27 protein-coding genes are annotated in these 25,178 nt (G+C 72.6%); 10 read left to right on the plus strand and 17 right to left on the minus strand.

Translation table 11 applies throughout. The features are described from left to right. Positions 1 to 29: 29 nt before the first annotated feature. From AB0F70_RS02210 to dut, 3 genes are all read right to left on the minus strand, one after another. Entirely contained in the window at positions 30 to 410 is a 381-nt protein-coding gene (locus tag AB0F70_RS02210; protein ID WP_357443035.1) for an OB-fold nucleic acid binding domain-containing protein, read from the minus strand. Between the two features lie 15 nt (positions 411 to 425). Next, on the minus strand, positions 426 to 1,151 hold the full coding sequence (locus AB0F70_RS02215; RefSeq protein ID WP_357443037.1) for a DUF3710 domain-containing protein: 726 nt from the start codon (positions 1,149 to 1,151) through the stop codon (positions 426 to 428). Positions 1,152 to 1,291: 140 nt separating this feature from the next. After that, positions 1,292 to 1,768: a dUTP diphosphatase gene (gene dut, locus AB0F70_RS02220; protein WP_357443039.1), complete on the minus strand. Its 477-nt coding sequence runs from the start codon at positions 1,766 to 1,768 to the stop codon at positions 1,292 to 1,294. Positions 1,769 to 1,867: 99 nt separating this feature from the next. On the opposite strand from dut, the gene AB0F70_RS02225 reads away from it, so the two are divergent. Next, on the plus strand, positions 1,868 to 2,314 hold the full coding sequence (locus AB0F70_RS02225; RefSeq protein WP_357443041.1) for a DUF3093 domain-containing protein: 447 nt from the start codon (positions 1,868 to 1,870) through the stop codon (positions 2,312 to 2,314). 75 nt (positions 2,315 to 2,389) lie between these two features. On the opposite strand, the gene AB0F70_RS02230 is transcribed toward AB0F70_RS02225, so the two are convergent. Continuing rightward, on the minus strand, positions 2,390 to 2,689 hold the full coding sequence (locus tag AB0F70_RS02230) for a DUF4193 domain-containing protein (RefSeq protein ID WP_116675819.1): 300 nt from the start codon (positions 2,687 to 2,689) through the stop codon (positions 2,390 to 2,392). A gap of 309 nt (positions 2,690 to 2,998) precedes the next feature. Continuing rightward, complete coding sequence (locus tag AB0F70_RS02235; RefSeq protein WP_357443045.1) at positions 2,999 to 3,862, minus strand: inositol monophosphatase family protein; 864 nt, start codon at positions 3,860 to 3,862, stop codon at positions 2,999 to 3,001. A gap of 136 nt (positions 3,863 to 3,998) precedes the next feature. Here AB0F70_RS02235 and sepH point away from each other — a divergent pair, with 136 nt between their 5' ends. Next, positions 3,999 to 5,168 (plus strand): septation protein SepH, encoded by a 1,170-nt coding sequence (gene sepH / locus AB0F70_RS02240; protein ID WP_357443047.1) that lies wholly within the window; start codon positions 3,999 to 4,001, stop codon positions 5,166 to 5,168. Positions 5,169 to 5,188: 20 nt separating this feature from the next. On the opposite strand, the gene AB0F70_RS02245 is transcribed toward sepH, so the two are convergent. The 6 genes from AB0F70_RS02245 to AB0F70_RS02270 all read right to left on the minus strand — a co-directional run bounded on the left by AB0F70_RS02245 (position 5,189) and on the right by AB0F70_RS02270 (position 9,952). Beyond that, complete coding sequence (locus AB0F70_RS02245) at positions 5,189 to 5,995, minus strand: hypothetical protein (RefSeq protein WP_357443050.1); 807 nt, start codon at positions 5,993 to 5,995, stop codon at positions 5,189 to 5,191. Continuing rightward, the gene (locus AB0F70_RS02250) at positions 5,992 to 6,861 is read right to left on the minus strand and encodes a transporter substrate-binding domain-containing protein (RefSeq protein WP_357443053.1); all 870 of its coding nucleotides are present in this window, start codon (positions 6,859 to 6,861) and stop codon (positions 5,992 to 5,994) included. Before AB0F70_RS02250 ends, AB0F70_RS02245 begins: the two co-directional genes overlap by 4 nt. An 88-nt stretch (positions 6,862 to 6,949) precedes the next feature. Beyond that, entirely contained in the window at positions 6,950 to 7,591 is a 642-nt protein-coding gene (locus tag AB0F70_RS02255) for a thymidine kinase (protein WP_357443055.1), read from the minus strand. A gap of 24 nt (positions 7,592 to 7,615) precedes the next feature. Then, positions 7,616 to 8,809, minus strand: coding sequence for a nucleotide pyrophosphatase/phosphodiesterase family protein (locus AB0F70_RS02260; RefSeq protein ID WP_357443058.1), 1,194 nt, complete (start codon positions 8,807 to 8,809; stop codon positions 7,616 to 7,618). After that, positions 8,806 to 9,390, minus strand: a complete 585-nt coding sequence (locus AB0F70_RS02265) for a DUF5998 family protein (RefSeq protein ID WP_357443061.1) — start codon at positions 9,388 to 9,390, stop codon at positions 8,806 to 8,808. The genes AB0F70_RS02260 and AB0F70_RS02265 overlap by 4 nt, the downstream gene beginning before the upstream one ends. A gap of 55 nt (positions 9,391 to 9,445) precedes the next feature. Continuing rightward, positions 9,446 to 9,952 (minus strand): DUF1877 family protein, encoded by a 507-nt coding sequence (locus tag AB0F70_RS02270; RefSeq protein WP_357443064.1) that lies wholly within the window; start codon positions 9,950 to 9,952, stop codon positions 9,446 to 9,448. Positions 9,953 to 10,127: 175 nt separating this feature from the next. On the opposite strand from AB0F70_RS02270, the gene AB0F70_RS02275 reads away from it, so the two are divergent. Then, a complete protein-coding gene (locus AB0F70_RS02275) occupies positions 10,128 to 12,899 on the plus strand; it encodes a GNAT family N-acetyltransferase (protein ID WP_357443593.1) in 2,772 nt (923 codons plus the stop codon). Between the two features lie 7 nt (positions 12,900 to 12,906). Here the strand turns inward: AB0F70_RS02275 and AB0F70_RS02280 are convergent, their stop codons facing one another. Beyond that, on the minus strand, positions 12,907 to 13,362 hold the full coding sequence (locus AB0F70_RS02280; RefSeq protein ID WP_357443067.1) for a hypothetical protein: 456 nt from the start codon (positions 13,360 to 13,362) through the stop codon (positions 12,907 to 12,909). A 186-nt stretch (positions 13,363 to 13,548) separates the two neighbouring features. Between AB0F70_RS02280 and AB0F70_RS02285 the strand changes: the two genes are divergently transcribed. The 5 genes from AB0F70_RS02285 (at position 13,549) to AB0F70_RS02305 (ending at position 18,908) form a co-directional block, all read left to right on the plus strand. Next, positions 13,549 to 16,026, plus strand: coding sequence for a DNA topoisomerase IV subunit A (locus tag AB0F70_RS02285; protein ID WP_357443070.1), 2,478 nt, complete (start codon positions 13,549 to 13,551; stop codon positions 16,024 to 16,026). 90 nt (positions 16,027 to 16,116) lie between these two features. Further along, positions 16,117 to 16,497, plus strand: coding sequence for a YciI family protein (locus tag AB0F70_RS02290; protein ID WP_357443073.1), 381 nt, complete (start codon positions 16,117 to 16,119; stop codon positions 16,495 to 16,497). A gap of 13 nt (positions 16,498 to 16,510) precedes the next feature. Further along, positions 16,511 to 17,803 (plus strand): DUF6596 domain-containing protein, encoded by a 1,293-nt coding sequence (locus AB0F70_RS02295; RefSeq protein WP_357443076.1) that lies wholly within the window; start codon positions 16,511 to 16,513, stop codon positions 17,801 to 17,803. A gap of 128 nt (positions 17,804 to 17,931) precedes the next feature. Then, a complete protein-coding gene (locus tag AB0F70_RS02300) occupies positions 17,932 to 18,384 on the plus strand; it encodes a GNAT family N-acetyltransferase (protein ID WP_357443078.1) in 453 nt (150 codons plus the stop codon). Next, positions 18,381 to 18,908, plus strand: a complete 528-nt coding sequence (locus tag AB0F70_RS02305) for an O-acetyl-ADP-ribose deacetylase (RefSeq protein WP_357443080.1) — start codon at positions 18,381 to 18,383, stop codon at positions 18,906 to 18,908. The genes AB0F70_RS02300 and AB0F70_RS02305 overlap by 4 nt, the downstream gene beginning before the upstream one ends. 30 nt (positions 18,909 to 18,938) lie before the next feature. On the opposite strand, the gene AB0F70_RS02310 is transcribed toward AB0F70_RS02305, so the two are convergent. Genes AB0F70_RS02310 through AB0F70_RS02325 form a run of 4 tightly spaced genes read right to left on the minus strand, consistent with a single transcriptional unit; the run spans position 18,939 to position 22,158 of the window. Beyond that, positions 18,939 to 19,442, minus strand: a complete 504-nt coding sequence (locus AB0F70_RS02310) for a GNAT family N-acetyltransferase (protein WP_357443083.1) — start codon at positions 19,440 to 19,442, stop codon at positions 18,939 to 18,941. Positions 19,443 to 19,481: 39 nt separating this feature from the next. After that, on the minus strand, positions 19,482 to 20,171 hold the full coding sequence (locus AB0F70_RS02315; protein ID WP_357443086.1) for an HAD hydrolase-like protein: 690 nt from the start codon (positions 20,169 to 20,171) through the stop codon (positions 19,482 to 19,484). Between the two features lie 20 nt (positions 20,172 to 20,191). Beyond that, positions 20,192 to 21,694 (minus strand): multicopper oxidase domain-containing protein, encoded by a 1,503-nt coding sequence (locus AB0F70_RS02320; RefSeq protein WP_357443089.1) that lies wholly within the window; start codon positions 21,692 to 21,694, stop codon positions 20,192 to 20,194. Positions 21,695 to 21,711: 17 nt separating this feature from the next. Beyond that, positions 21,712 to 22,158 carry a hypothetical protein gene (locus AB0F70_RS02325; protein WP_357443092.1) on the minus strand — a complete coding sequence of 149 codons (447 nt, stop codon included), beginning with the start codon at positions 22,156 to 22,158 and terminating at the stop codon, positions 21,712 to 21,714. A gap of 146 nt (positions 22,159 to 22,304) precedes the next feature. On the opposite strand from AB0F70_RS02325, the gene AB0F70_RS02330 reads away from it, so the two are divergent. Further along, positions 22,305 to 23,444, plus strand: a complete 1,140-nt coding sequence (locus AB0F70_RS02330) for a sensor histidine kinase (RefSeq protein ID WP_357443095.1) — start codon at positions 22,305 to 22,307, stop codon at positions 23,442 to 23,444. Beyond that, positions 23,441 to 24,094 carry a response regulator transcription factor gene (locus tag AB0F70_RS02335; protein ID WP_357443097.1) on the plus strand — a complete coding sequence of 218 codons (654 nt, stop codon included), beginning with the start codon at positions 23,441 to 23,443 and terminating at the stop codon, positions 24,092 to 24,094. Before AB0F70_RS02330 ends, AB0F70_RS02335 begins: the two co-directional genes overlap by 4 nt. A gap of 33 nt (positions 24,095 to 24,127) precedes the next feature. Here the strand turns inward: AB0F70_RS02335 and fgd are convergent, their stop codons facing one another. Continuing rightward, positions 24,128 to 25,129, minus strand: coding sequence for a glucose-6-phosphate dehydrogenase (coenzyme-F420) (gene fgd / locus AB0F70_RS02340; protein ID WP_357443100.1), 1,002 nt, complete (start codon positions 25,127 to 25,129; stop codon positions 24,128 to 24,130). Positions 25,130 to 25,178 lie beyond the last annotated feature (49 nt).

Genomic DNA, 25,178 nt, shown 5'->3' on the forward strand with positions numbered 1-25,178 from the left:
GGTGCTGATCCACCCGGTCACGCGGCGTCTCATTCGCCGGGCCGGGGCCGCAGCTCGTAGCGCGGGTTGAACATGGTGCGCCGCCCGTCGACGTCGCACACCATGCCCTCGACGCGGATCCGCCGGCCCGGCTCTATGCCGTCGATGGTCCGCCGGCCGAGCCAGACGAGGTCCAGCGCGCCGGAGCCGTCGAACAGCTCGGCCTCCACGGTGGGCACGCCCTCCCGCGGGCGCAGGACCACCGAGCGCAGCACGCCGGCCACCTTGCCGCGGGACCGGACCGGCACGGACGCGACCGCCGCGCAGCCCACGTTCCGGGAGGCGTCGGCACGCTCCTCGGTGTCGCGGACCTGCTCGTTGGAAGCCAGCGACTCCGCGATACGGGACGCGAGGCTCGAGCGCAGCGACATCAGTGGTTCACCTCGTCAGCCGATCTGCGTGATCTCGGGGCCGCGGCGCAGGGGGTCGAAGTCAGACATCTGCGGTACCGCGCCCTCCGGCTCGGCAGCGGGTGCTGCCTGCTCCGCACCATCCTTGCGCGCCGACTTCGGCAGCGCCAGGGGCAGCAGGTCACGAGGTGGTCGCGGGCTCTGGTCGCGCACCACGACGATGTTCGCGAACACCGACTCGAGGGCCTTGGCCGCCTCGGCGTCCAGGGCCGCCTTGCCCGCGAGCACACCGCGGATGAACCAGCGCGGGCCGTCCACCCCGATGAACCGCGCGGGCCGCTGCCCGGCCTGACCCTCCGGGCCCTTCACGGGCATCCGGACCAGCAGCTCGCGGCCGAACACGCCGGGCACGTCGTCGACGATCCCGCCCTGCCCGCTCACGGACTGCGCGATCTCGTGCCGGATCTCGTCCCAGATGCCCTCGGTGCGGGGCGCGGCGAAGGCCTGGATCTGGAGGTTCGACCCCTCCAGCGCGGCCGTCACCCCCGTCACCTTCTGGGTCTTCTTGTCGATCTCCATGCGGAGCTCGAGACCCGGCATCACCGGCAGCCAGATGGCGCCGAGGTCGACGCGGGGACCCATCTCCCCCACCTGCGACCGGTCGAAGGGTCCGTGCGGCCGCTTCTGCTGCTCGGCCTCCACCGACGCCCACTCGACCGGTGCGGGCTCATTCGCCGTGCCTCGTCGGCTGAACAGACCCACAGCCACGCTCCTTCGTAGTTCGTCGTCCTGCGTGCGCACACCGTTGCGGCGCACAGCAGCGTTATCCGCTCGTTACTTACAGACTAGACCCGTCCGGGGCGGTACCGGTACGTAAGTCGGGACGGCTCGGGAGCCGGCGTTCAGCGCCCCGCGAAACCACCGCTGGAGCCGAAGCCGCCCTCGCCCCGGTGCGAGCCGGGAAGCGTCTCGGCGGGCAGGAAACGCGCCCGCTCGACCTTCTGGATCACGAGCTGCGCCACGCGGTCGCCACGCACCAGCTTCACGGCCTCGGTGACGTCGGTGTTGAGCAGCGTCACCTTGATCTCGCCGCGGTAGCCCGCGTCGACGGTCCCGGGGGCGTTCACGATGGTGAGACCGTGCTTCGTGGCCAGACCCGACCGGGGGTGCACGAACGCCGCGTAACCGTCCGGCAGGGCTATCGAGACGCCCGTCGGCACCAGCACCCGGCCCTGCGGCGGGATCTCGACGTCGATGGTGGTCACCAGGTCCGCGCCGGCGTCGCCGGGGTGCGCGTAGGAGGGGACCGGAACGTCGTCGAGCAGGCGGATGAGCACGTCTACGGTGCTGCCGTCGTCACTTGGCACAGGGGTGGGCACGCCGGAAGAGTACGCCACCTCGGCGCGCACCGCCGCAAGAGGGGCCAACTGGTGCCCCGGCAGTGCTCGGGCAGTGCTCGGGGCTGGGATGATGTCCTCATGACGGCGACCACCCTCACCTTCCACGAGCGTCTTCTGCCCGGTCCCGGTGGCTGGCTCGGCACGGTCGGTCTGGGCGCCATCGCGGCGATAGCGCTGTGGCCGGTGCACACGACGGCGGCGATCGTCGTCGGGCTGCTGGTGTGCCTGGGATCCGCGACCGCACTGGCGGCCACGTCGCCCGTCGTGGAGGTGTCCGAGGGCGTCCTGCGGGCCGGCGGCGCCCGGATCCCGGTCGCTCTGCTCGGCTCCGCCGAGGCCCTCGACGTCGCCTCGATGCGGCACGAGCTCGGGGTCGGCCTCGACGGACGCGCGTACGTCTGCCTGCGTGCGTGGGCCCGGACCGGGGTGCGGGTCGCAGTCGACGACCCGGCGGACCCCACCCCCTACTGGCTCATCTCCACGCGCCGGCCGCAGCTGCTGGTGGAGGCGCTGGGAGCCGCCTGAGCCCGGACACGACGAAGGCTGCCATGCACCGCATGACAGCCCGGTCGTGTCGTCAGTGCCGAACACCTGGTGGAATCAGGCGGCGCACTCCGTGCAGATCATCTGGCCGGCCTTCTCGTAGGCCAGCTGACTGCGGTGGTGCACGAGGAAGCAGCTGGAGCACGTGAACTCGTCCGCCTGTCGCGGCAGCACGCGAACGGCGAGCTCCTCGCCGGACAGGTCGGCCCCCGGGAGCTCGAAGCCCTCGGCAGCCTCGGTCTCGTCCTCGTCCACAACGCCCGAGGACTTGTCGGAGCGACGAGCCTGCAGCTCCTGGATCGAATCCTGCTCGACATCCTCATCGGTCTTACGCGGGGCGTCGTAGTCAGTTGCCATGTGGTGTTCTCCGTCGGTAGTGGTCGCGCCGGAAGGTTTCGGGTCATCCGGGGATTCGACGCCGCCCCGGCCGGGTCACCGCAAGCGCCGTCGAACGGCGTCCGTTGCGGGTGTACGCGCTGATAATGCACACGGCCCCGGTTTTGTTCCCGAGTCGGCCCACGGATTGTGCACCATTTCTGTCAGGCGCGCTACATCTGCCGGTGTAACCCAGGTCACGTATGCTCTGACCTGCGTCGATATACCGATATTTGCCTTTGGAGCCGGTTCAGCGGTGACATCTCCCGCGATACCGTGTCAGAAAAAGGATCACCCGATCTCGGGCGAGCTCGCACCATCTGCGTCGGCCGCCTCGAGAATCTCGGCCAGCTGTGCGACGAGCTCGGCCGGACCCGCCACCGTCATGGCGTGGGTGGCCGGCCCGCCGCGCAGTCCCGTCACGACCGCGCCCGCCTCGCTGGCCACGACCGCACCGGCCGCCATGTCCCACGGGTTGAGCCCGCGCTCGTAGTACAGGTCGAGCGAGCCGTCCGCCAGGAGGCAGAGGTCGATGGCGGCCGAGCCGAGCCGGCGGATGTCCCGGATCTTCGGCAGCACCTGGGTCAGCACCTGCGCCTGGTGGGCGCGGCGGGCGGCGTCGTACCCGAAACCCGTGCCGACCAGGCAGCTGCCGAGGGACGTTGGGGTGCCCACGCGGACGGGCACGCCGTCGCGGGTCGCGCCCTCGCCGAGCCCCGCCGACCAGGTGCGGCCGTCGGCCACGCTGTGCACGCAGCCGGCCAGGACCGTCCACGAGGCGGGTTCCGGCGGGCCCGCCACCACGGCCACCGACACGGCCCAGGACGCCACCCCGTAGAGGTAGTTCACCGTGCCGTCGATCGGGTCGAGCACCCACGTGAGGCCGCTCGTGCCCGCCACGTCGTCGCCCTCCTCGCCCAGGATCGCGTCGTCGGGCCGCTCGGCGGCGATCATCTCGCGCAGCAGGTCCTCCGAGGCGCGGTCCATGACGGTCACCGGGTCGACGTCGCTCGACTTGGTGGCCGCGACCACCACCCGATCCGGTCTACCCTCACGGACCAGGACACCGGCGGCTGTCGCGAGGCGGACGGCGAGGTCGCGGAGGTCGGTGACGGTGACGCCGTCGGGCAGCTCGGGCAGTGCGGGTGAGATCACGAACCCATCCTGCCGCACCTGCCCGGCAGCCGACTATCCAGCGGCCGACTATCCGGCGGCGCACCGACGCGCCTGCGCCGCTGGGCCGCCCTGCGGTGGCAGGCTCGGCCCACAGGACTACCCCGGGAGGACTGGCATGGACGAGCTGGAGCTGGTACGGCTGCACGAGGACGGTGAACGACTCGTCCTTGCTGCGCGCGACGGCGCCCAGAGCACCCTGCCCATCACCGATGCCCTGCGTGCCGCGATCCGCGGAGACCGCCCGCGTACCGAGTCGATCCGCGCCCAGGAGGCGTCGGCGCTGCGTCCCCGGGAGATCCAGGAGCGCCTGCGCGCGGGCGAGACGTGCGAGAAGCTCGCCGAGGCGTCTGGCCTGCCGATCGAGCACGTGCGGCGTTTCGAGTACGCCGTCCTCTCGGAGCGGGAGCACTCGATCGCGCGGGTCCGGGCCAAGTCCGTCCGGACGGACGACGACGCCGCCACCACCCTGGGCGAGATCGCCGACGACCGGCTCCGCTCACGCGGCGTCCGGCCCGCCGACGCCCGGTGGACCGCTACCCGCGAGGGCACCCACCCGTGGATCGTGCAGGTCGAGTTCGAGGCCGGCGACCGCCCCCGCCTGGCCCGCTGGTCGCTGGAGCCGCGCGGCGGCTTCGTGACGGCGCTCGACGACGAGGCGCGCTGGCTCGGCCTTCCGGACGACGACGGTGGCCCGGCCATCGCCGGGGTGTCGGCCCTGCCGCCGCACCGGAGCAACCACGGCCCGTCGTCCCGGTCCGCGCCGCCCGAGCAGGACGACACCGACCTGCTGCTCGACAACCTGTCGGAGCGGCGGGGGCAGCGGCCTGCCCGCAGGCTGACCCCGGACAACGACCTGCCGGACATGATGGAGCTCGACTTCGACGGCCAGGCCGGCCCCGACGGGCCGCCGGCCGAGGAGCCCGAGCCGGACCCGGAGCCCTCGGCCGCCGTCGTGGACATCGGTGCGCGGCGCGGCGGGTCCCGCGCGCGCATGCCTTCGGTCAAGGTGCCGGACTCCCCCGCCGACCTCGAGTGGGACGGGCCGAGCCAGTGGGAGATCGAGGCGCCGACGCCCGGTTCGGGGCAGGAGTCGGACGCCGGTCCGACGGCGGAGGCCCCGCCCGCCGACAACCCAGCGCCCCAGGCCGAGCCGGAGCAGGTCCCGGAGAAGCCGCCGGCCGAGGCCGCGCAGTCCAAACGCCCTACGGCGAAGCGCGGCCGCAAGTCGCGCGCGCAGGTGCCGAGCTGGGACGAGATCGTGTTCGGGTCGCGTCCGGAGGTGTAGCGGCCTCGGTCGTTTCAGCCTCAGTCGTGCAGCACTGCCCGCGTCACGGTCAGCGACACGCTGCACGCCAGGTCGTCGTGCCGCTGGTCGACCTCAGCCAGGACGTGCACGGCGCTGGTGCCGCCGCCGATCGGGACGTCGACAGGCTTGCCCGACGAGCCCCTGACCGCGACGCGCGGGACGTTGTCGACGACCGGCGTGAGGACGATCTCGGCCCCGGCGACGCAGGACCCGGTAGCCGCCGGGTTGTGCAGCACGGGCAGGAACGTGACGTGACCCCGCTGCGGCGGCTCTCCCGGCAGGCTGATCCGGAGCTGGGTGCAGTCAGCGGCCGGGGCGCCGGTGCCCTCCTCGGTGCGGCGCTCACCGTCGACGTAGCAGTCGGTGAGGCCGGCGGGCTTGCCGTCGTCGGCGGGCTCCTCGGACACTGCGGTCACCCTGATGTCGCCCGTGACGGGGATCGAGGACGCCGACGTGTAGTACCACGTCAGGTACGTCGCGGCGGCGAGAATGATGACCAGCCCGGCGACGGTGGACCTCGGCCGCGCGGTGAGGACGGCGACGAACCGGCTCCCCCAGCCGGGTCCGTCGTCGCCGTCGCGGTGGGTCTGGATCTCCTGGACTCCCTGCCGCACGGCGAGACAGATGCCGACGTAGCTCAGGAGCATCGCCGCGGCGTCGATCGACGACCGGCCGTCCGACGGTTCCAGGACGAACGCGATGACGCAGACCACGCCGCCGGCGACGAAGATGGTGAGGTCTCCGCGCCGGCTGCGCGGCTTCGCGGACCGTTCGGCCGCGAGCGCCGGATCGCCAGATCCGGTCACGGTTCGGCGTCCGGGTCGGGGCACTCGGTGAGGTCCCCGTCGTCGGGCTTGAAGTCCGCCGGGTCGAGGTGGTCGGGGAAGTTGTTGTCGAAGGTCTGTACCCACCAGCCGCTGATCAGCGCCTCGAGGATGGCGTCGTTCAGGAACGCGCACAGCTCGGCGTCGCCGTGGTCGATCCCGATGCCGTAGAGCTCGGCGTTGCCGAACTGCTCGTCGGGCAGCACCCGCAGGCGGCCGAACTCCTCGGCGTAGCCGTAGAGGAGGAGCTGGTCGGTCGAGACCGCGTCGACGGTGCGGTCCAGGAGCTTCTGGGTGCAGACCCCGAACCCCTCCTCCTGGACCGCGACGATGCCCGGAAGGTTCTCCTTCATCTGGCTCCACGACGTGCTGCTCCGGGCCGCGCAGACCTTCTTGCCCGCGAGGTCGGCGGCGGACTCGATACCGGAGTCCGAGCGGACCATCACGCCCTGCTTCGTCTTCATGTACGGGCCGGCGAAGGAGATGTCCTCCTTGCGCTCGTCGGTGATCGAGTAGCTGCCGATGACGATGTCCGCGCCGTCCTCGTCCTGCAGCTCGCCCTCGCGCTGCGTGGTGCCGAGGTTCTGCTCGACGACGTTCAGCCCGCAGTAGCTGCCCAGCCACTGGGCGAGGTCGTAGTCGAACCCGCCGCGCGTGGAGTCCGTCTGCTGGAAGTTCAGCCCGGGCTGGTCGCTGTGCATCCCGACGACGACTCGTCCCTGCACGCCGAGGAGCGATGCGCACTCCTCGTGCGTCTCGGACTCGGCGTCCGGGCCGCACCCGCTCGCCACGACGAGCGTCGCCACACACGTGAATGCGATGAGGGCTCGCCTGCCGGCCGTCGCCATGTGCGACAAACTATCATTTGGGTGTTTTGCGCCCCATCATCGAAGTGATTTGTGCGGGCGACGAACGGGTGCCTCAAGGGTCGCCCGGTCAGCCCCAGAGCGACTCGTCGGCCGACCGCCGCCGCGCGGTGAGCGCCGTCATGCGGCGCATGTGGTGGCGGCGGCACAGCACCTCGTAGGCGACGTCGGCGGACTCGAACGGGCCGACATCGCCGATCACCACCTGCTCGCCCTCGGTGACCATGGCGCCGTCGACCGTGCGCGCGTTGTGCGTGGCGCGCGCGCCGCACCAGCACAGCGACTGCACCTGGAGCACGTCGATCCGGTCGGCGAGCTCGATGAGGCGGGCGGAGCCGGGGAACAGCCGGGTGCGGAAGTCGGTGGTGATGCCGAACGCGAAGATGTCGATCTCCATCTCGTCGACGAGGCGGGCGAGCTGCTCCACCTGCTCGGGCGAGTAGAACTGCGCCTCGTCGCACACGAGGTAGTCGACCGCCTCGCCGCCGGCGCGCCGGCCGCTGATCTCCACCCAGAAGTCGGTGTCGTCGGTCACCTCGTGGGCAGCGACCTCCAGGCCCAGCCGGCTGGAGACCCTGGCCTCCCCCGCCCGGTCACCACGGCTGAAGATCAGCCCCTCGCGCCCGCGGGCGCGATAGTTGTGGTCCGTCTGGAGGGCGAGGGTGGACTTCCCGGAGTCCATGGTCCCGGAGAAGAAGACGAGCTCTGCCACTGTGTTCTTACCTCAGGTCTCGGCTCAGGCGACTGCAGTGAGCAGCGGTACGAGCATCTCGTGCGGCGTCAGCGAGCCGTGCACGCCGGGCAGGGCACGCGCGTTCGCGGAGTGCACGCGCGAGTCGACGACGGTGGCGGCTCCGGTCATCGCGACCACCACGTCCCCGATCGCCGGCAGCACGTGCTCGGCGACCGGCCCGAACCAGCCGCCCGCGACAGCGTCGTCCCGCAGCAGGACGACCGCGTGCTCGCCCAGCCGCTCGGCCCACCGCCGCGCGACGTCGGCCGGGTCGGTGCCCTGGTCGGCATAGACGTGCAGGGCGCGCGGCTCTCCCCCGACCAGCGCGACGCCGGGCTTCAGCGCCGGGTCGGAGTCGACGTCCCACTGGGTGGTCAGGTCGGCCTTGATCTGGCCGTGGTCAGCGGTGACCACCACCAGGGTGCCGCGCGGGACGCTGCGCATCAGCCGGCTCAGCTCGCGGTCCGTGGACTCCAGCGCGTCGCCCCACTGCCACGAGTCCCAGCCGTGGCCGTGCCCCGTCTTGTCGACGTCGCCCTGGTACAGGTAGACGAGGCGCTGGGCCTCGCCGGGCTGCCGCAGCGCCGTGACCGTGGCGTCGACCCGCTGCTCGAAGGTCTCGGCGGCGACGTAGGCCGGGCCGCGCAGCGCGGCCTGTGTCATGCCGGACCCGGCGAACTTGCCCGGGCCGGGCGCCGTGACCCGTGTGCCCGCCGCGGCGAGCGTCTCGAAGACTGTGGGCTCACGCTGCAGGTCGGCCGGGTCGCCGAGCTCCTTCCACTGCACCAGGGACGCCAGGCGGCCCGTCGCCGGGTTGCGCTGCGTGTAGCCGAGCATGCCGGTGCGGCCCGGGGCGGTGCCCGTGCCGAAGGTGCTCAGGCCCGCCGCCGTCGTGGAGGGAAAGCTCGACGTGAGCGTCGCGGCCTGCTCGTCCCGCTCGCGCAGGAGGCCGCGCAGGAAAGGCGCGTGCCCGCCGCGTTCGGCGAGGTTGCGGATGCCGAGCCCGTCGACCAGGACGACGACCACGCGGTCGGCGTCGGGCAGGCCGAGGGCCGTGCGGCAGCCGGCCGAGGCGAGGCCGGTGGCAGTGGTGAGGTCGTGGCCCATGGCGCCTGCCACGGCCGGCATGACCGCTGCGAGGCTCGTGGTGTCGTAGGACGGCGCGACCAGGCCGTCGGGGAGGTTCAGTACGGTCACTTCGGCGCGGACGTCGCCCGGGACAGGGCGCGCGCGAAGCCGACGGCGGCGCGGACCGCGGCGTCCCCCTCGGCCTCGCTGGAGACGCGAACCACTACGTCGTCGGGCGTGACCTGGCCGGTCAGGCCGTGATCGGCGGTGCAGTTCGGGTCCACGCACGTGGCGGGCTCGAGGTCGACGCGCGAGACGGCGCCCCAGCCGATCGCGAGGGTGACCTCACGCGTCGACGCGCGCTTCGGGTACCGCTCCGGGTCCGCGATCACGTGCGTGAGCGCCACCGAGCGGATCTCGCGCACCGGCACGACCTCCGTGGTGGCCGACGCCGATCCGGGCCGCTCCGGGTCCTCCCCCGCGTGGTCGTCCACGTGCGCGGTGACCAGGCGGGTCGGCGTCAGCACCAGGACGGTGAGATGCCTGCGCACCTCCGAGTCGAAGGTGGTCTCTGCCTGCACGAGGTGGGACACGACTTCCTCGTCGGCCAGCGCCACATCGAGCACGTCCGCGACGAGCTCCGGGTAGTAGCCGGCCCGGTGCAGATGGGCGGTCAGGTCGTCACGGGCATCGGTAGGGGCATGGGGCACGGTTGGCATCATCCCATCCGGGTCGCGGTCAGGTCCACACGCGGGCGGTGGGGGCTCACACGGCGGCAGCCGCCTTGAGCACAGCCTTGCCGTCCCGGACGGCCAGCGCGTAGAAGTCGCGCAGACTCTCGATCGTCGTCGTCCCGAGCGCGAGCTGCTCGGCGACCGACAGGAGGCCGTCATGGTTGAAGTGCTGAGCGTTCCGTGTCCTGAGCTCATCTATGTCCAGGGAGCTCAGGTACTCGGACGTCACTCGCACCAGGTCCGGTTCCATGGCCATCGCGCCAAAGCCTTCATCGATCTCGATGAATCGACCGCCGAGAAAGGGCAGGGACTCCGGATCGGCATGCGGCCATACCTCACCGCACAAAAGGAGGTTCCCGGACCAGAACTCGTCCCGCACAAAGAGGCGGGCATCGGCGTCTCCATCTCGGCGCCACCTGGCATCCAGCTCGGAGGTGTCATCGAACATCTCATAGGAGATTCGCTGTGCGAGATCGCGAACGTCCTTGTCGCCGGCCAACAGGCCGGCGTCGACATGGACCATGAGCTCGAATTCCACGGATGACCTTCGTTCGTCGAGGCAAGGGCCGACCAGACGGCCGAGCGAAACCTAGGGCCCGCTCCACGTCCACGTCTACATGCCGGTGGTCGCCCCACCGCCGCCCCGCTCGGCCCTCACTCGCCCACTGGTTAGCCTTGGTCCCGTGGACCAGCCAGAACGGGCCGACCGACGAGTGGGCACTGTGCGCCTGCCGTACTCGACGGAGTACCCGGTCGAGTGGGAGGCCGACGTGGTGCTGCGCGACGGCTCCACCACGCACGTACGGCCCATCCGTCCCGAGGACTCCGACGCGCTCCAGCGCTTCCAGATGGCACAGTCGGAGCGCTCGACGTACCTCCGGTTCTTCGCCGCGCTGCAGCGCATCCCCGACCGCATGCTCACCCAGCTCGTCACCGTGGACCACGTGAGCAGGACGGCGCTGGTCGCCGTCCGCCCGGGTTCGACACAGGAGACCGACGACGCAGACGGCGCAGGACAGGCCGAGGACATCGTCGGCGTGGCGCGCTACGACGTGATCGACGACCGGCCCGGGCGCCGGACCGCCGAGGTCGCGTTCAACATCGCGGACGCCCTCCAGGGGCAGGGCCTCGGCTCGGTGCTGCTGGAGCACATCGCCGCAGCGGCGCGCGAGCGGGGCGTGCACCGGTTCATCGCCGAGGTGCTGCCCCAGAACCGGGCGATGCTCGGCGTCTTCCGAGAGGCCGGCTACGCCGTCGAGCAGCACCTGGACGACGGTGTCGTCACCGTCTCCGTGGACCTCGACCCGACCGACCGGTCCCGCGAGGTCATGGCGGACCGCGAGCACCGCACCGAGGCGCGCTCCATGCAGGCCCTGCTCTCGGCCCGGCGGGTGCTCCTGGTCGGCCCGGCGGAGGGCGGCACCGTGGACGAGCTGCTCGCCGCGCGCGTCCGCGAGGCGCACGCCGCCGATCCCGGCGACACGGAGCTCCTGGTGCTGGGCGACGACGTGACCTGGGCAGACCTCGGCAACGGCGGGCCGCGCGGGGACGGATCTAGCGAGAACGCCCCGGTCGACCTCGCCATCGTCGCCGCACCCCCGGACGAGGTGATCGACACGGTCCGGCGCCTGCGCGGCACTGGTGCGCGCGGCGTCGTCGTCCTGTCGGCAGGCTGGGCCGAGACGGGGCCGGACGGCGTCGCCCGCCGCCGCGAGCTGCTGCGCACCGCACACGTCGAGGGCATGCGGGTGGTGGGCCCGGCGAGCTACGGCCTGCTCACGAACGTGCCCGGCGCGAGCCTGCGCGCGAGCCTCGCGCTCACGGCCCCCAAGCCCGGTCGCGTGGGCCTGTTCAGCCAGAGCTCGCCCGTCGCCGTCACGGCCGCCGAGACGGTCAAACGCCGCGGCCTCGGGCTCTCCACGCTCGTCTCGGCGGGGCACCGGGCCGACGTTTCGGGCAACGACGTCATGCAGTACTGGCAGGACGACCCGCACACCGACGTCGCCTGCCTGTACCTCGAGACGCTCGGCAACCCCCGCAAGTTCTCGCGGATCGCCAGGCGCCTGGCGCAGGTGAAGCCCGTGATCGTGGTCGTGGCGGGCCGCCACGGGAGCGTCGTGCCGCCCGGGCACACCGTGCGCGCCACGCGTGCGCCGCGGCGGATGCTCGACGAGGTGCTGCGGCAGTCCGGCGTGATCCGGGCGGAGAACACGCACCAGCTCATGGACGTCGCCCAGGTGCTGGCGCACCAGCCGCTCCCGACCGGCGGCCGGGTAGGCGTCCTTGCGAGCTCGCCGTCGCTTGCGGCGCTCGTGGCCGACGCCGTCGCCGCGGCGGGCCTCACCGTCGTCGGACCGCCGGACCCGCTGTCCGCCGGGGCGCCCGACGACGAGATCGCCGCCGCCGTCGACGCCCTCTACGCACCGGGCGCGTGCGACGCCGTGGTCGTGGTGTCCGTGCCCGTGGTGCTGCCGCGCACCGACGCGATAGCGCGGGCCGTCGCCGAGGCCGCGGCGCGCACGGGTCGCACCACCGTCGTCAGCGCGCTCGGCCTGCACGGCATGCCCGACGAGCTCGCGTCCGGCGACGTCCGCATCCCCGCGTTCTCGACGCCCGAGGACGCCGTCTGGGCGCTCGGCGCCGTGGTGCGCTACGCGCAGTGGCGCACCCAGGACCACGGCACGCCGGTGCGTCCGGCGCTGCGGGAGGGCATGTCCGACGGCGCCGCGCGGGCCCAGGCGCGCACGCTCGTGGAGACCCTGCTGACCCAGGAGCTGGTCCGGGAGCCCGCCGGCGCGGTCCTGGACCAGGCGACCGCAACCGAGCTGCTGGCCTGCTACGGCCTGACCCTGTGGGGCTCCCGGAGCGTCCGCACGGCGGACGAAGCGGTGGACGCCGCCGAGGAGCTGGGCTGGCCGGTGGCGCTCAAGATCGCGGCGCCCGCGCTGCGGCACCGCGCGGACCTGGGCGGCGTGCGCCTCGACATCGCCGACGCCGAGGACCTGCGGGAGGACGCCGAGCGGATGCTCGCGGCGGCGGCGTCCCTGCTCCCGGCGCCCGACCCGGTGCTGGAGGTGCAGGCGATGGCGCCCACCGGCGTGGCCTGCGTGGTGCGCTCGGTCGAGGACGAGCTGTTCGGCCCGGTCGTGTCCTTCGGCCTGGCGGGCGACGCCGTCGACCTGCTCGACGACGTGACGCACGGCGTGCCGCCCCTGACCGACGTCGACGTGGCGCGCATGGTGCGCGGCGTCCGCGCGGCCCCGCGGCTCTTCGGCTACCAGGGTGCCCCCGCCGCCGACGTCGCGGCGCTGGAGGACGTGCTGGCGCGGGTCTCCGTCATGGCGGAGGACCTGCCGGAGCTCGCGTCCCTGGAGCTGTACCCCGTCGCGGTCGCGGAGCGCGGGGCCGCGGTGCTGCACGCGACGATCCGGCTGCGGCCGGCGGAGCGCCGGACGGACGCGCCGCGGCGGGCGCTGCCGGGCTAGCGGACGGTCAGCGGATCAGGACCATACCCACGAGCAGCATCACGGCGAAGCCGACGAGCACCAGGCGCTGCCTGCGGTTCGGGCCCGAGGCGGTAAGGATCGCGGCGACGGCAGGTCCTGTCGCGAGCATCAGCCACGCGCCGGGCGCCGGGGCGATGTTCGCCGACACCGCGGCCACCGCGACGACCACCAGGCCGTGCACCACGCCGAGCCCCACCCGCATCGAGATGACCACGTGCAGCACGGCGGCGACCACCGCGAGACCCGCCCACATGGTGATGCCCTCCTCGAGGCAGCCCCACTCCTGCTCCGCGCACGTCCAGGACTGCATCCACCAGGTCACCAGGGCGCCGAGCACCATGACGGGCACCACGCTGAGCCCGGCGACGCCGTAGGCGAGCCCGATGCGGACCAGCCAGCCCGGCAGGGTGGTCGACCTGCTGAGCAGCGGCATTTCGGGCATGGCTGAATAGTGCCAGGTGAAGCGAGGAATGTGCACATGCTCAGCGCATGACCTGGCTGGACATGGAACGGTGCTTGCCGGCGTGCTAGCCGTCGCTCGCCGGAGTGTGAGCGGCCGGAGTGTCGGTGGCGCGGGGTACCGTTTGCTCGTTCGATCCACCCCCAGATTCCAGGAGCCCCACGAACCATGGCGCGCAAGCCGTCGCAGCCGCTCGACGAGAGCGAGATCCACGAGAAGGTCGTGGACATCGACGTCGCCTCGGAGATGGAGGCCTCGTTCCTCGAGTACGCGTACTCCGTCATCTACTCGCGGGCCCTCCCTGATGCGCGCGACGGCCTCAAGCCGGTACAGCGCCGCATCCTCTACATGATGTCGGACATGGGGCTGCGCCCCGACCGCGCGCACGTGAAGTCGTCGCGTGTGGTGGGTGAGGTGATGGGAAAGCTCCACCCGCACGGTGACGCCCCCATCTACGACGCCCTCGTGCGGCTCGCGCAGAGCTTCTCGCTGCGGCTCCCGCTCGTGGACGGGCACGGCAACTTCGGCTCGCTCGACGACGGTCCCGCGGCGCCCCGGTATACGGAGGCACGCCTGGCGGCGTCGTCGATGGCGATGACAACGGGGCTCGACGAGAACGTCGTGGACTTCGTGCCGAACTACGACAACAAGCTCATGCAGCCGGAGGTGCTCCCGGCCGCTATCCCGAACCTGCTGGTCAACGGCGCGTCCGGCATCGCGGTCGGCATGGCCACGAACATGGCTCCGCACAACCTCGTCGAGGTCGTGGCGGCGGCGCAGCACCTGATCAAGAACCCCGAGGCCACGCTCGAGGACCTGCAGCGGTTCGTCCCGGGTCCGGACCTGCCGACGGGCGGCAAGATCGTCGGCCTCGAGGGTGTGCGTGACGCGTACCGCACCGGCCGCGGCAGCTTCCGCACCCGGGCCACCGCGCGGATCGAGAGCGTGACCCCGCGCCGCAAGGGCATCGTCATCACCGAGCTGCCCTACCTGGTGGGCCCGGAGAAGGTCGTCGAGAAGATCGCCGACGGCGTCAAGGCCAAGCGCATCCAGGGCGTCTCCAACGTGCAGGACCTCACCGACCGCACGCACGGGCTGCGCCTGGTCATCGAGGTCAAGACCGGCTTCGACCCCGACGCCGTCCTGGAGCAGCTGTACCGCGTCACGCCGCTCGAGGACTCGTTCGGCATCAACAACGTGGCCCTCGTCGACGGCCAGCCGCGCACGCTCGGCCTGGTCGAGATGCTGCGGGTCTGGGTGGCGCACCGCATCTCGGTGGTCCGGCGCCGGTCGCAGTACCGCCTGGACAAGCGTCTCGAGCGGCTGCACCTGGTGGACGGCCTGCTCGTCGCGATCGTCGACATCGACGAGGTCATCCAGGTGATCCGGTCGTCCGACGACGCCGGCATCGCCCGCGACCGCCTGCGCGAGGTCTTCGACCTGTCCGAACCCCAGGCGTCGTACATCCTGGACCTCCAGCTGCGCCGCCTCACCAAGTTCTCCCGCGTCGAGCTGGAGAAGGAGGCCGAGGAGCTGCGCCGCGAGATCGCCGAGCTGGAGCAGATCCTCGGCGACGAGAAGCTCCTGCGCCGCGTCGTCAGCACCGAGATGAGCGAGGTGGCCAAGACGTACGGCACGCCGCGCCGCACCGTGCTGCTCGACTCCGCCGGCGGGTCCGTCGGCTCGGTGGCCGAGGCCCCGGCGAACGGGCGCAAGAAGGCCGTCGAGCCCATCGACCTGCAGATCAAGGACCTCCCGACCCGCGTGGTGCTGTCCGCGACGGGCCTGCTGGCCCGGCTCCCGGACGACGTCCCGGTGTCGCGCGAGGGCAACCGTGCGGCGCACGACGCCCTGCGGGGTGACACCGCAGCGACGACCCGCGGTCAGGTCGGTCTGGTGACCTCGGCCGGCCGCATGCTGCGCATCTCCGTGCTCGACCTGCCCTCGCTGCCGCCGACCGACGGCGCGCCGTCGCTGTCCGGCGGTATCCCGGTCAGCGAGCTCGTGGAGCTGCAGCCCGGCGAGACCGTGCGGGCCGTGACCGCGCTCGGCCCGGACGCGCCGACCATCGCCGTCGGCACCGCGCAGGGCATCGTGAAGCGGATCGCGCCGTCGGACGCCCCTGCGAAGGGCGACGAGTGGCCGGTGATCGCGCTCAAGGAGGGCGACACCGTGGTGGGCGCCGCCGTCGTGTCCGACGACGACGAGCTGGTCTTCGTGGCCGACGACTCGTCGCTGCTGCACTTCGCTGCCTCGTCCGTGCGGCCGCAGGGGCGGGCGGCGGGCGGTATGGCGGGTATCAAGCTCGCCGCGGACCGGAAGGTGGTGTTCTTCGGCGCGGTCCCGGCCGGGGTCGACGCAACGGTGGTGACCATCGCCGGAGCGGGCGACGCGCTGCCGGGGATCGAGGCGGGCGCGGGCAAGGTGACGCCGTTCTCGGTGTACCCGGGCAAGGGGCGCGCGACCGGCGGTGTGCGGTCGCAGCGGCTGCTCAAGGGCGAGGACGGGCTCATCCTGGCGTGGGTGGGCGCCACTCCCCCGCGAGCGCTCGGGGCCGGCGGTCAGCCGGTCGAGCTGCCCGAGATGGACGAGCGGCGCGACGGGTCCGGGACCCCGGTCGCGGTTCCGATCGCGGTGATCGGCTGACCCGGCGGAACCAGTTTTGTCGAGGCTGTCGATTCTGGCGTCGCTCGCCCGTCCAAGGCGTGTCAACATTCCAGTAACGAGGAGCTCGACATGACTGACAGCTGGGTTTTCCTGATCCGCGAGAACGACTGGGACTCGGACGCCTACCTTCCGGAGAACCTGAAGGGGCGCGACCCCTCCGAGGACCCGGACATGGCGGCGCACGGGCGCTTCATGCAGGCCGTCGAGGAGCTCGGCGTCAAGATGGTCGCCGCCGCCGCACTGCAGAACGCCGGGTACGGCGGGTGGGTCGCGCCCGGCAAGGACGGCGCTGAGCCGGTCTACACCGACGCCCCGTTCACCGACACCAACGAGGTCATCACCGGCTTCTACCAGTTCGAGTGCGACGAGGCCACGGCGCGCAAGATCGCGGCCCTCGTGCCCACCGGCAACGTGATCGAGTGGCGCAAGGTCATGGACCTCGGTTCCTAGGAGGGACCTCTGCGTGCCGATCGACCCCGCGGCGTTCCGCACCGCCTGGCCTCAGGTGGTGCGGACGCTCGCCGTGACGACGCGCAGCCTGGACTCCGGTGAGGAGTACGCCGCGGAGGCGTTCGCGCGGGCCGCGGCCCAGCCCGACGGCGCCATCGACGACCTGGTCGCCTGGTGCGTCCAGGTCGGGCGCCGGACGTGGCTCGACGCGGTGCGCCACCAGGCGGTGTTCACGCGGCTCCAGCCCCAGATCGCTCGCCCGGAGGTGGCCGCCGTGGACCTGCCGACCGGCCCGGGCGCGCCCGGAGGCAACCTCGACGACCGGCTCGCGCTGCTCTTCGTCGCGTGCGACGACGCGCTCGCCTCCGGCGCGCAGCTCGTCCTGGCGATGCGGGTGGTCTGCGGCCTCACCATCCGGCAGATCGCTGCCCACCTCGGCATCGCGGAGGCGACAGCGGCCGCACGGCTCACCCGCGCCAAGTCGGCGCTGGCCAGGGCGCGCGGCGAGTTCGCCGTGCCCGACGGCGCCGCACGAGCCGCGCGGCTGCCCGTCGTGCTCGCGTGCGTGGCGGGCCTGTTCACCGTGGGGCAACGGGATGGGATCGAGCCCGCAGACGCCACGCAGGACCCGGCCCGCGACGCGCTGACGCTCGCCGAGGCGCTCGTCGCGGAGTACCCGGACGATCCCGAGGTGCTCGGCCTGCGCGCCGTGTGCCGCCTCGGCCTGGCCCGGCGCCCGGGCCGTGTGCGCGACGGCGTCGCGCTCCCCCTCGACGAGGTGGACCGCTCGGCGTGGGACCAGCGGCTCCTGTCGGCGGGCCTGGACGACGCCACGGCGGCGATCACCGCCGGCGGAGCAGGTCCCGGGCATCCGGGCCGCTTCGCGCTGGAGGCAGCGATCTCGGGGGTGCACGCCGCGGCGCGTACTGCGGCGGACACCGACTGGGTCCGGCTGGTTCAGCTCTACGACGCGTTGCTCCAGGTCTGGCCGTCGCCGGCAGCACGCGTCGGACGCCTCGTGGTGCTCGGCAGGGTCGCTCTGCGCGACGGTGGCGCTGGGAGCGACGCTGGTGCTGGTGCTGGTGCTGGTGCTGGTGCTGGTGCTGGTGTCGGCGCGATCGAGCGCGAGCTCGAGGAGCTGGTCGCCGACGGGCCGCCGTACGCCGCCCGGGATGCGAGCCTCGCTCTCGCGGACCTCGCCCGCCACTCCGGCCGGAGCGACGAGGCGGCCGCTCGTTACCGCGAGCTGCTGGACGTGATCCCGGCCGGCCCGCTGCGCGAGTTCTGCCGCAGGCATGCCGGATAGGTGCCCGCGTCGCTTGCTGCTGCAGGACGAGTTCGGTCCGTTGCACCGGTCCTACGCGGGGCGCTCGGCAAGGCCGCTGCCCGCAATTCCCTCGGACACTGTCGGTGACCGGTGGTTGACTCCGTTCCATGAACGACGACTCGCCCTACGAGTTCTCCACCGACCCCGACCGCATCGACGCCGCTCGTGTGCACGAGCTCGTGTCCGAGCACACCTACTGGGCCAAGGGCCGCCCGCGCGAGGTGATGGACGCCGCCATAGCGGGCTCCCGGCCCTACGGGGTCTTCCGCCGCGATACGGGCGAGCAGGTCGCGTTCGCGCGCGTCGTGACGGACGGCGTGACGTTCGCCTGGCTCGCCGACGTCATCGTCGACCCGGCGCGGCGCGGGCAGGGCATCGGCAAGCGTCTGGTCGCGGGGGTCGTCGACGACATCGAGCCGCTCGGGCTGCGCCGTACGCTCCTCGCGACCGCCGACGCGCACGGCCTCTACGAGCAGTTCGGCTGGGCACCGGTCGACGACGGGTACAAGTGGATGGAACGCCGTGGCCCAGGGGTCGGCACCAAGGAGGCAGGCGCATGACACTGTCCGTCGAGATCGGTGATCTGACCCGCGTGGAGGCGGACGCGATCGTCAACGCCGCGAACTCCATGCTCCTGGGTGGCGGCGGGGTCGACGGCGCCATCCACGCCGCTGCCGGCCCGCGCCTGCTCGAGGCGTGCCGGCGACTGCGGAACACCACCCACCGGGACGGTCTGGACGTGGGCGACGCCGTCGCCACCCCGGCGTTCGACCTGCCGGCCTCGTGGGTGATCCACACCGTCGGCCCGAACCTGCACCGCGGCCAGGACGATCCGGCCCGGCTCGCGTCGTGCTTCGCCCGGTCGCTCGACGTCGCCGCCGAGCTGGACGTGCGGTCGATCGCCTTCCCGGCGGTGAGCGCGGGTGCCTACGGCTGGCCCGTCACCGACGTCGCACGCATCGCCGTCATGACCTGTCGCGGCTGGCTCGCCGAGCATCCGGACGCCAGTCCCCAGGACGTGCGGTTCGTGGTGCTCGACGAGCGCTTGCGGGACGTGTTCGACGAGGCGCTCGGCCCGGCATGACGACGGCCTGACGCACTCGGGAACCGCTGGTCAGAGCGCCTTGCCGAACCAGTGCTCCGCGTACGGGCCGAACGTGTACGGCTCGATCTCGGTGTAGCCGAGCCGCTGGTACAGCGCTCGTGCCGCGACGAAGTCGGTACGGGCGTCCAGGACCACGCGGGTCGCCCCGAGCCGTCGGGCCTGGTCCTCGGCCGCGCCGACGATTCGCGCGGCCGCGCCCGTGCCCCGGAACTCGGGGCGCAGGAAGACGCGCTTCAGCTCGGCTCGTTCGCCGTCGAGCAGGCGGACTCCGGCCATGCCCGCCGCCGCGCCGTCGCGGCGGGCCACGACCAGCGCGCCTCGGGGCGGCGCGAACTCGGTGCCGGGGTCGGCGGCGATCTCTCGCTCCAGCTCCTCCGGGTCGGTGCGGCGGTTCTCCTTGAGCAGGTACCAGCTGTCGCTCATGTGCGTGTAGCACTCGCGCCAGAGGGCGACGGCGTCGGGCGAGTCGAACGGCTCGGGGGCGACGGTCCAGGTGTCGTGCGTGGTGGTCATGGTCGCTCTTCTACGCGGCGCTGCAGGGCAGTGGGTGAGTCAGCTCGTGAGCAGCTTGGCCAGCTCCGCCGGCGTCGCCGCGAGCGCCGCGGCGCCGGCGGCCTCCAGCTCGCCGGGAGCCGCGTAGCCCCAGGTGACGCCGACGGTCGGGACCTCGTGGTGGGCGGCGGCGTGCACGTCGTGCTCGCGGTCGCCCACCATCACCGTCTGCCCGACCTCGGCGCCGAGGGCCACCACGTGGGCCAGCGCGCGCTCCACGACCACCTCCTTGCCCTCCACCAGGCCTGCTGCCTCCCCGGACGCGCCATGGACGCCGTCGAGGCCGCCCTCCAGGTAGCGGTCGAGCCCGAAGTGCTCCACGATCTGCCGCGCGTAGTGCTCCGGCTTGGCCGTGGCGACCAGGAGGGTCACCCCGGCCGCGCGCAGCTCCGCGAGCGCCTCCGCGAAGCCGGGGACCACCGAGTTGTCGAACAGTCCGTGCTTCTCGTAGTCGCGGCGGTAGGCGGTGATCGCGGCGTCGGCGTCGGTGTGGGACAGGCCGATGGCCGTCATGCTCGCTGCCAGCGGCGGGCCGACGAAGGTCTGCAGGACGGCGTCGGTGGGGACGTCGAAGCCGGCGTCGGCGAACCCGACGCGCAGGGACGCGATGATGCCGGGGGCCGAGTCGGTGAGGGTGCCGTCGAGGTCGAGCAGGACGTGCGTGATGCGGCGAGGAAGGGAGAGGGTCACCTCCCGAGCGTGCCACAGGTTCAGTGGTGGCCCGCGTGGGTGTCCGCGTCGCCGCTGTCCCCGTGCCCGCCGGGCGGGGTTCCCGCCTCCTGCCCCGGCCCGACCACGACGAACTGCCCCATCATCCCCTCGTCCTCGTGCAGCAGCATGTGGCAGTGGAACATGTACGGCACGTCGGGGTCCACGTAGTCGTCGAACCGCATGAGCAGCCGGTAGGTACGGTTCGGTTCGAGATAGACGGTGTCCTTGGGGCCTGCCAGCTCGGGCGGTGGCGCGTCGCCGTCGATCGTCAGGACGCGGAACTGCACGTCATGCACGTGGAAGCTGTGGGGCATCGGCACGATGCTGCGCACCTCCCAGATCTCCGTGTCGCCCTCGGTGACGACCTCGTCGATACGGCCCATGTCCATCCGGCGCCCGTTGATCTGGCGGTCGTCGAGCTCGAACGTGCGCGTCACCGCAGCGGAGTCCTCGTGCAGCGCGTCCTGCGCGGCGTGCACCGACGGCTCCCAGGCAGGCTCCGGTGACGGCGTGAGCTCGTCGGCGGCCCGGAGCTCCAGGACATCGAACGCGTCGTTGCCGCCCATCGCGAACGGGACGACGACGCCGCCCAGGTCGGCCTCGAACGAGTGCAGGCGCGTGGTCTCCCCCGGCTCGACCTCGACGACGACCTCGGCGCGCTCCCCGGGGGCGAGCCGCACCCGGTCGAGGGTCACCGGCGCGTCGAGCAGCCCGCCGTCGGACGCGACGAGCTGCATGTCCCGGTCCTGGAAACCGAGCTGGTAGGTCCGGGCGGTCGACCCGTTGAGCAGGCGCAGCCGCACCCGTTCGGTCGTGATCTCGTGGTACGCGCCCACCGTGCCGTTGGCCAGGACGGTCCCGCCGAGCGTGCCGGGCTCGCTGCCGTCGTCCGAGAGCTCGAGCTGGCCGTCGTCGTCGAACACCTTGTCCTGCACGATCACCGGGACGTCGTCGACGCCGTACTCCTGCGGCAGGGCGGCGGTGCGCGAGGCGTCGTCGTCCAAGAGGAACATGCCGGCGAGGCCGCGGTACACATGCTCCTCCGTGACGCCGTGCGGGTGCGGGTGGTACCAGAGGCTGGCCGCGGGCTGGTCGATCTGCCAGGTGGGGCGCCAGATGGCGCCCGGTTCCACCTCCTGGTGCGGCCCGCCGTCCATCGCGGCGGGCAGGTGCATGCCGTGCCAGTGCACGCTGGTCCGCTCACCGAGCTCGTTCGTGAACTCGACGGCGACCCGCTCACCGCGTTCGGCACGCAGCGTCGGCCCGAGATAGGAGCCGTTGAAGCCCCACGTCTCGGTCTCGACGCCCGGCCGGAACTCCGTAGTGCCCTCCTGCGCGGTGAGCTCGAAGACGCGCGTGCCGTCCAGCACCCGGGACGGCGCCAGCGGCGGGATGGCGAGCTCGTTCGTGAACTCCGGCTCGTCCACGGGGGTGACCGAGCCGGGGATCGCGCCGCAGCCGGCGAGCGCGAGAGCGAGGACGAGCGCAGCGGGGCCTGTCATCAGGGCGCCGACCCGCCTCATCGGACGGCCCCGAGCAGACGCTGCACGCCGGCCGCGACCAGACCCGCGAGCAGCCCCACGAGAGTGTCGACGAGCAGCGCCGGGATGATCGTCCACGCGGGCTCGACGCCCGAGCCGCCCGGTCCGCCGAAGCCGGCGAGCACCGGGACGAGCTGGCTCAGCGCGACGCCGACCACCCCGTAGGCCAGGCCGGTCAGCGTGAGGGTGAGCACGGGCCGGGGCACACGGCCCAGGCCGACGACGCCGATCCAGACGGCGGCCGTGATGCCGAGGATCACGAACGCCCGGGGCGCGCCCGTGCCGAGCACGCCGGTGAGGCCGGTCAGCGGCCAGAGCAGGGCCAGCGCGGAGAGACCGGCGACCACTGCCCACGGGACGGCGGGCGTCTTCGGCGTGGGCTGCGGCCGGGACGAGGGCTGAGGGGGAAGCTGCTGAGATGTCATGCCTCGACAGTGCCCGCCGGGGCACCCGTCCCACATCGGCCCTGAATCGTCTACCGGTGTCGCCCGGAGGCGACACAAACCCTGACTTTGCGACCGGAGGGCTCCGGGGCGATGCCTCAGGGCCGACCCGTCCGTAGGGTGACGGTGTGTCCGAACCGAGCGCCGCCCCGCGAGCTGTCGACCCGCGCGTCACCGACGTCGTCCTGGCGCTCGCCATCGCCCTGGTGGTCGCCGTGGTCATCGCCGCGGACCCCGCCGCCGTGCGGCACGCCGGCCCGGGGGCGTATCTGTTCGCGGTGGGTTTCGGGGCGCTGGTCCTGCTACGGCGCAGGACGCCGCGCACGATGCTCGTGATCACGGTGCTCGCCGTGTTCGTCTACTACACGCTCCAGTTCGCGCCCATCGGCATGGCGCTGCCCGCGGTCGCGGCGCTGTACTCGGCGGCGGAGATGCGGCGTACCGGCTGGGCCATCGGTGCGGGCACCGCGCTGATCGCCGTCTCGACCTACTACCGGACGGTGGGCAACACCCCAGAGGAGGCTCTGACGCCGTACGAGCTCGTCTCCGACGTCGCGCTGGTCGCGGCGGCGATCGCGCTCGGCGTGGCCGTGCGCCTCTCGCGCGAGGCGCGCGGGCACGAGGCGCGCGCTGCCGAGCAGCGGCTGCAGGCGGAACGCCTACGCATCGCCCGGGACCTGCACGACGTCGTCGGGCACAACCTGTCGGTGATCGCCCTGCACTCCGGCGTGGCCGCCGAGGCCCTCGGCCGGGACGACGACGCGGCCCGGCGCGCGCTCGGGCACGTGCGCGAGGCGACGTCGGGCACGCTGCACGAGCTGCGGTCGACGGTCCGGCTCCTGCGCGGTCCGGTGGGCGGGCCCGACTCCGCGCCGACCGGCCTGGCCGGCGTCGAAACCCTTGCCGCCTCGGCGCGTGCGGCCGGGCTCGTCGTCGACGTCGAGCTCGACGTACCCGCCGGAATCCTCGACGGGGCCATCGACGCCGCCGCCTACCGGGTGGTCCAGGAGTCGCTCACCAACGTGCTGCGGCACGCCGCGGCCGGCCGCGTCGTGGTCTCCGCGAAGGCAGCCGGCGGCCGCCTGGCCCTCCGGGTGTCCGACGACGGCAGCGGTGCCGGCTCGGGCCTCGTGCCCGGCACCGGGATCTCGGGGATGCGCGAACGCGTTGTCCTGCTCGGCGGCACGCTCACCGCGGGCGACGCAGGCGGCGGCGGGTTCGTCGTGGCCGCCGACCTGCCCCTCCGGCTGGAGACGGGAGAAGCATGATCCGCGTAGTGCTGGTGGACGACCAGGAGCTCGTACGCGCCGGGCTGCGCGCCCTGGCGGAGAGCGAGGGCGACATCACCGTCGTCGGGGAGGCCGCCGACGGGCAGGCCGGGGTGTCCCGCGTGCGGGAGCTGCGGCCCGACGTCGTGCTCATGGACATCCGGATGCCGCGCCTGGACGGCCTGGCCGCGACCCGGGAGATCGTGAGTGATCCCGCGTTGACGGACGTGCGCGTGCTGATCCTCACCACGTTCGACGAGGACGAGCACGTCTTCGAGGCCATCCGCTCCGGCGCCGCCGGCTACCTGCTCAAGGACGTCGCCCCGGCCGAGCTGCGCCGCGCCGTCCGCGTGGTCGCGGCGGGCGAGTCGCTGCTCGACCCGGGCGTGACGGCCACCGTGCTGCGCGCGGTAGCGGCGGGCCCGGTACCCCGGTCCGGCGTCGACCGGCTCGCCGGGCTCACCGAACGCGAGCGCGAGGTGCTGCAGCAGCTGGGCCGCGGGCTGACGAACGACGAGATCGCCCGCGAGCTCTACCTCAGCCCCGCCACCGCACGCACCTACGTGAGCCGGCTCCTCGCCAAGCTCGGCGCCCGGGACCGCGCGGCGCTGGTGATCCTCGCCTACGAGACGGGGCTCGTGCGGCCGTGAGCCGCACGAGCCCCGCGGCTCAGAGTGCCGGGATCAGAGCGCCTTGAGGCGCGGCAGCACGTCCTCGCTGAACTGGGTGAGGAACCGCTCCTGGTCCTGGCCGGGGCCGTGCACCACTAGGTGGTTCAGGCCGGCGTCGACGTAGGGCTTGATCTGCTCGACTGCCTGCTCCGGGTCGGACGCGACGATCCAGCGCTTCGCCACCTGCTCGATCGGCAGCTCGTCCGCCAGCTGTTCCATCTCGGTGGCCGAGGTGACGCTGTGCTTCTGCTCGGGCGTGAGCGACAGCGGCGCCCAGAACCGGGTGTTCTCCAGCGCGGTGGCCGGGTCGCGGTCGTACGAGATCTTGATCTCGATCATCTTGTCGACCTGCGCGACGTCGCGCTCCGCCTTGGCCGCGCCCTCGGCGACCGCGGGCAGCAGCTTCTCCGTGTACAGGTCCATGCCCTTGCCGGAGGTGCAGATGAAGCCGTCGCCCGCGCGCCCGGCGTACTTGGCCACGAGCGGGCCGCCCGCCGCGACGTAGACGGGCACCGGGTTCTCTGGCCGGTCGTAGATCTGGGCGCCGACCAGCTCGTAGTAGTCGCCCTTGAAGTCCACGCTGTCCTCGGTCCAGAGGGCCCGCATGAGCTGCACGGCCTCGCGCAGCCGCGCGAACCGCTCCTTGAACTCGGGCCACTCGCGGCCCGAGACGGCGATCTCGTTCAGGGCCTCGCCCGTGCCGACGCCGAGGATCACGCGGTTCTCGGTCAGCAGCGCCAGGCTCGCGAACGTCTGCGCGATCACGGCGGGGTTGTAGCGGAACGTCGGGGTCAGCACGCTCGTGCCGAGCTGGATGCGCGAGGTGCGCTCCCCCGCGGCGGCGAGCCAGGCGAGGGCCGACGGCGCATGGCCGCCCTCGTGCCGCCACGGCAGGAAGTGGTCGGAGACCATCGCGCTGTCCAGTCCCACCTCCTCGGCGCGTACTGCGAGCTCAACCAGCTCGCGCGGCCCGAACTGCTCGGCGGACGCCTTGTACCCAATCTTCAGAGTCACGTCTAAGACCCTACGCTCGATCGCCGACGTACGAGGCCCGTCGTCGCGC

This window comes from Promicromonospora sp. NPDC023805 (assembly GCF_040639635.1).
Taxonomy (GTDB): domain Bacteria; phylum Actinomycetota; class Actinomycetes; order Actinomycetales; family Cellulomonadaceae; genus Promicromonospora.

What these genes read in the sequence shown, in the direction of transcription:
- AB0F70_RS02225 (WP_357443041.1), top strand. Translation starts at nt 1,868, where the DNA reads ATGACGGCGACCACCCTCACCTTCCACGAGCGTCTTCTGCCCGGTCCC.
- AB0F70_RS02305 (WP_357443080.1), top strand. Translation starts at nt 18,381, where the DNA reads ATGACACTGTCCGTCGAGATCGGTGATCTGACCCGCGTGGAGGCGGAC.
- AB0F70_RS02290 (WP_357443073.1), top strand. Translation starts at nt 16,117, where the DNA reads ATGACTGACAGCTGGGTTTTCCTGATCCGCGAGAACGACTGGGACTCG.
- AB0F70_RS02300 (WP_357443078.1), top strand. Translation starts at nt 17,932, where the DNA reads ATGAACGACGACTCGCCCTACGAGTTCTCCACCGACCCCGACCGCATC.
- AB0F70_RS02280 (WP_357443067.1), bottom strand. Translation starts at nt 13,362, where the DNA reads ATGCCCGAAATGCCGCTGCTCAGCAGGTCGACCACCCTGCCGGGCTGG.
- AB0F70_RS02230 (WP_116675819.1), bottom strand. Translation starts at nt 2,689, where the DNA reads ATGGCAACTGACTACGACGCCCCGCGTAAGACCGATGAGGATGTCGAG.
- AB0F70_RS02210 (WP_357443035.1), bottom strand. Translation starts at nt 410, where the DNA reads ATGTCGCTGCGCTCGAGCCTCGCGTCCCGTATCGCGGAGTCGCTGGCT.
- AB0F70_RS02335 (WP_357443097.1), top strand. Translation starts at nt 23,441, where the DNA reads ATGATCCGCGTAGTGCTGGTGGACGACCAGGAGCTCGTACGCGCCGGG.
- AB0F70_RS02285 (WP_357443070.1), top strand. Translation starts at nt 13,549, where the DNA reads ATGGCGCGCAAGCCGTCGCAGCCGCTCGACGAGAGCGAGATCCACGAG.
- AB0F70_RS02310 (WP_357443083.1), bottom strand. Translation starts at nt 19,442, where the DNA reads ATGACCACCACGCACGACACCTGGACCGTCGCCCCCGAGCCGTTCGAC.
- AB0F70_RS02320 (WP_357443089.1), bottom strand. Translation starts at nt 21,694, where the DNA reads ATGACAGGCCCCGCTGCGCTCGTCCTCGCTCTCGCGCTCGCCGGCTGC.
- sepH (WP_357443047.1), top strand. Translation starts at nt 3,999, where the DNA reads ATGGACGAGCTGGAGCTGGTACGGCTGCACGAGGACGGTGAACGACTC.
- AB0F70_RS02325 (WP_357443092.1), bottom strand. Translation starts at nt 22,158, where the DNA reads ATGACATCTCAGCAGCTTCCCCCTCAGCCCTCGTCCCGGCCGCAGCCC.
- AB0F70_RS02250 (WP_357443053.1), bottom strand. Translation starts at nt 6,861, where the DNA reads ATGGCGACGGCCGGCAGGCGAGCCCTCATCGCATTCACGTGTGTGGCG.